Below are 5,076 nucleotides of genomic sequence, written 5' to 3'. Positions count from 1 at the left end.
ATACCGTTCATGGGTGTGCGTAATTCATGGCTCATATTGGCCATAAATTCGCTTTTAGCCTTGCTGGCAGCTTCCGCATTATCCTTTGCTACAATCAGTTGTTGTTCCATCTGAAGGCGTTCAATAGCTGAGCCCAGGGTAACGGTAAAAGATTTGAGAATGGAGAACTCGGTTTCCGTCCAAACTCGTTCATAACTATTGGTGAGCTCTACAACACCCCAGAACCGGCCCATGATAAAGATAGGGAATGCAGCAACCGATTTGATCTTCCTTTGCTCAAGTAGCAGTTTCGCTGATTCATCCTCCACCTGGCTGGTTAGCCGGGCGTACACTTCGTTGCTGCGCAGGGAATGAATGGCATGCGACATGGTGGTTGTGTTGTAATGAACGGGCAATTTAAAATCAACTTCATCGGTCGCCTGCAGCCAGCACATATAGGAGTCAGCGTACAACTGGTTGTCATACTCTTCATGCCGCATGGTATAAATATTGATGCCATCGGCATTAATGCCCCAGCCTAATGACCGCATTGTTTTTCCAATGGCTTTCTCCAGGTCGCAATTACTGATCAGCTCATGTGTGGCGTCTGCGACAGCTTGAAGTAACTGGTCTTTCTTATGCAGGTGGCCAGTGGCATTCAACAATTCCTTTTCACTTTTTTTCAGATCATCACGCATGGCAATAAGCGCTTTACCCATGGTATCTTCCTTGCTCAGCGGATGGAATGGCATATCGAAATTGCGTTTTCCTATTTCATGGGCAAACTTGCTGGCGACTTGCAATTTTGCCGACAAATTGTTTACAGCCACTACCATTTCGCCTATTTCATCGCGGGTGGTATTATATTCAACCTTACTGATAATTCCTAACCCCAGATCATTTATCATATGACGGATGCGGGTAATGGGGGCAATGATTATTCTGGAAAAATAAACTGACAGCAAGAACCCAATGAGCAGGAATGCCACAGATAAAACAATAATAAATACCCGCATATCAGACCGTCGCTGCGCCAGCCTGGCGTTTTCCTGTTCCACATATTGATTGCCAAGTTTATCGATGTTCTTAAGCGAAAGAATGATTGCTGCCGTTTGCGGAAGCACCTCATCTTCCAACTTTCTTTCGGCTTCCAGTTTTATCACGGGGTCATCATAATCTTCAAATTTTTGCAGCGATTGCATGATCTCTTTTTCAATAACCAGCAATTTTTCAAAGCGAATATACACTTGCAGCAAGCTGTCGGTAATGTTTGCGTGCGCCCATTTGCCGGTATAAGCCGTCATCTTTTTCTTTAAAGAATAATACTCCATGTCATGTATATTTTTCAGTAGTACTTTATCTTCCTGGTTCGATCGCAGGAACACCCAGTTGGTGGTATACATTTTCGATTCCAGCAGCATGGAATTCAATTCATCGATACCATGCATGGAAGGCAAAACGACATTTGAGATCCTTTCAGCCATTTTTTGATTTTGCCAAAGGACAATAATGGTAAAAATACCATTGATTAAAAACACGCAGCCTAAGAACCAGAAACTGAAAACTATTCTTTTTTTGATACTTAGTTTCATAATGCATTCTTGCCTTTATTTTACAATAATTCCCAGGTTCAATAATTCAGAGGCAATGCCCAGGCTCCGGTTTTCGATATTGGTTTTATTGATCTCCAGTTTAAGATGATCATTAATAACTATAAAGTTGATACAGGACCCTTTGCGTGATAATCCTTCCGATTCGGTAACCAGCAGCGTGGGTGTACCTGCAGTTTTAGCGACTATGCGTTTAACGCTTGCGCTTTCATCTTCACAAACAAATAAAATGTGACAATTATAAGCTGAGGCAGAACCGGAGAATTTTTTAATAACAAAAGGCCGTCCGGCCGCTGTTTTATTGGAGGTGAATATCTTTAGTTCTTCATACAAAGGCGTATCGCCTACTACACCGATCACAAAATCACCCGTTTTTTTCTCATCGGGCCAGTTAATGTATTTGGTAAAACGGTAAATAATATTGGCTTGAACGGCATAGGCATTCTGGCCCCAAACCTGAAATAGGGAGAAAAGAAGAACAGGCAATATTAGGATGGCTTTACAACGCCATTTAATTGCCCGTTTTATTTTGTTTTGGCACTGTAAAAGAGCATTACTTTTATCTAAGCTTGTAATGAAGCGATTCACCGGAACAGGATTTAATTTAAAATGCCAGGTAATATTTTTACTTGTGCATGCATAATCACTTGATATATGTTGCAATAACGCTTAATAACATGTAAGTAATTGATCAGGAATGAACCTTACTTTTAATTTTAAATAAAGATCGTATTAGTATTTAAAGCTAAACACTTATGCTGTCATGAAAGCCCCTACGGAAGTGAACAGGCTTACACTGCGATGTGATTAGTGCACAACTCAGTAAATAATTCCGAAGTTGAAGTAAGGGTATTTCTGTTAGCAGAGGGACAACCTGCGTTCTCACAAACCAGGACATACCAAATGGTTGTTACAATATACAAAGAAGATTAAGTTTGCTATTTCAAAAGGAGTGAAAATAAAAATTTATATAGTTTTCCACATCGTATTTCATAAAACATCAAATCCGGCGCAGGGGGCCGGACTTGATATTTACATAATTGAAACGGTTAAAGATCGTAAATCCTGTCTTATATACCCAGTTTGTTTTAAGAGTTATCGGTTACATACCTGCTATGCTCACCTTTTCATTGATCGTTTGGCCTTTCGTTATCACCTGCAAAAGATATAAACCTACCGGAATCCTGGCTTGGGAATTCAAGCATACAGTTGTCCATCCCTTTCTGACCGGATACCTGCCAAAAGTTAATGCCTTCCCATTTATATCAATTACCCGGGCGACTATGGTATCGTTGGCATCGGAAAAATAACTAAAACTTATATTACCTCTTGCCGGATTCGAAAGCATCCTGATACCAGAAGCAGGTTCGCTGCTTTTTAATAATACTACATTGGAGTGGTTTGATGCATTACTCTCATAAACGGTTTTTAACCGATAATAGGGTTGGTCGGGCAATGGATGAGGATCAGTGAAACTATAGGAGGCCGTTGTAGTATGCCCGGACTGAGGAAGTACGCCGATCTTTATAAAATCAAAGCCATTGCCGCTCCTTTCAATTTCGAAGTGATGAACTGTAAGGTTATTGAACGCTGTCCAATACAGTGTAGTTGACCGGATAGAAGAATTATAGGTGCCGATGATAACAGTTCTTACGGGCAGAACAGAACTGATATAGGTTCCTTTACTGGCAAATACTTCCCTGTTGCAGCCATCAAGCAAAGTTGCTGTAATAATGGAGGCCGTATTAGTTGCAGACGGCGTGAAACTGACCGATTGCTGGTGGGCATCTGGCGAAAATGTTCCGGCACAGGAAGATGACCATTGAATGGTATAATTTGCCAGATTAACACCTGGTGGAACGGAAAAGGAAAAGTTAACCGGCTGGTTAGCCATCATTACGTCTTGTACGTTATGTAATTGAATATCAAACCAGGCATTTTTATCGCTGGTACTGAAAAAAGAAAAATTTAAAAAAGCTCGCTGGGCTGCTACTCTTTCCGCAACGGCAACCGAACTCCTATTAATATCATGTCCTCCTTCATACATAACCCAACCCCTGTCATTATCGCCATATGCGCGACCATATGGCACGACAGCCGCGGGGCCGGGAGAAAAGGAGGGTACATCTGCCTGGGAGGCATCGTACACCCCTAATTTTGTTGATGCTCTCCATCCGCCTCCAGACTTAGGAAGATAAATTCTTTCTGAACCATTATTGGTAGCATTATCAAGCGTTTGCATGAATTGCATGACCGCATCAGTGGAATAGTTATACAGGAAAGGAGGCGAACCATTGGAATGCGCAGTGTAATTTACCAAACCGGATGTGCTTAGAAAATTTAACTGTATGGTGATTCCCGGGTCGGTAAGATTTTCCAGCACACTCACCGCATGGCAACCCGACCAGATATTTCCCTTGTAGTTTAGGTTCCAATAGTATAAGTTATTATGCGTTGCCCAAGTAGGATCGGCATGCGGCAGTACGAAAATATCATCACAAGCACTAAGCTGCGATGGGTCTTTCCAGTTAGTTGAACTGGTGCCGCCATAGGCTGAGGACGGAATGCCGGCATTGTTAAAAAAGTTTACGGCCACTGCGCCGTTTGCTTTATCCAGTGTCCAAACCGGTGGATGATGCAGCGTGCTGTAAACATCTGTAATAAAGTCACTGACAGTTGTGTTTCCAGTCACCCCTTGCGACTCCCAGGAAGTTATTGTTGTATTAACGGCCGTTGTTCGATATTCAAAGGGAATAATAAAAGTGCCTCCCCGGTAATTGACTCCGTTGTGCGTAAAATCAATGCCATCTTTCGATTTTGTAGGATTAATCACCCATTTGACCGGCACTTTATAATTTTTCAACAGATCATACACCAACCCATAGGGTTTTAAACCGTTTCCAAACGTTTGCGGCGTAATACCCATATTGACAACATAGGAACCTGCCTTAATGGTATCAGTAGAAACGGCTTTGCAATGCAATGCGCAACCAATGATAAAAAAAATGTTGAGCAAAAAGAATGAGTAATATTTGGTTTTCATACGCACGGATTTGGGGTAAATCGGAATAGCTGTCTCACGGTTAAACGGTAACGCTTATCTCATTTTATTGGCTGGGTTTACATCAGGTGTTATAGTCATTGGTATCCGAAATGAAATAGATAAGTTCACATAAACTTAAATATATAACCTTCATTTTGCAACTTAATTACGGAAAAATGGGTTTAAATTCAATGAAATAAGTATTTACTTATAGCTTATAATGATAAAAAATGGATGGATAATAAACTACTTTTTAGATATTAAATTTATGTTCATATTTATTGTAACTTTAAAGCAGGTTGCGAATAATGGTTAACGAATCACAACGAACTGTTGTTAGATCGTTTTCTATTATTATACACCCCGCTTATAGATATCCAATAAATCAATTCTTATGAATAAGAAAGTATATTCGATACTACTTGTTGATGATGACGAAGCAAC

General features: G+C 40.7%; 3 protein-coding genes. All 3 read right to left on the bottom strand.

The genetic code is table 11. The features are described from left to right. The coding region (locus A4R26_RS32435; RefSeq protein ID WP_165760493.1) for a GAF domain-containing protein at positions 1-1,463 on the bottom strand (1,463 nt) is incomplete at its 3' end. A 123-nt stretch (positions 1,464-1,586) separates the two neighbouring features. Further along, entirely contained in the window at positions 1,587-2,075 is a 489-nt protein-coding gene (locus A4R26_RS32430) for a YfiR family protein (protein WP_165760492.1), read from the bottom strand. 616 nt (positions 2,076-2,691) lie between these two features. Continuing rightward, entirely contained in the window at positions 2,692-4,632 is a 1,941-nt protein-coding gene (locus A4R26_RS32425) for a hypothetical protein (protein ID WP_081171051.1), read from the bottom strand. Positions 4,633-5,076: the final 444 nt, after the last annotated feature.

Source organism: Niastella populi (genome assembly GCF_002078015.1).
Lineage (GTDB): Bacteria > Bacteroidota > Bacteroidia > Chitinophagales > Chitinophagaceae > Niastella > Niastella populi.
Note: the sequence above shows the minus strand (reverse complement) of the source record. Positions and strands in the feature narration are given on the sequence as shown.

What these genes read in the sequence shown, in the direction of transcription:
- A4R26_RS32425 (WP_081171051.1), bottom strand. Translation starts at nt 4,632, where the DNA reads ATGAAAACCAAATATTACTCATTCTTTTTGCTCAACATTTTTTTTATC.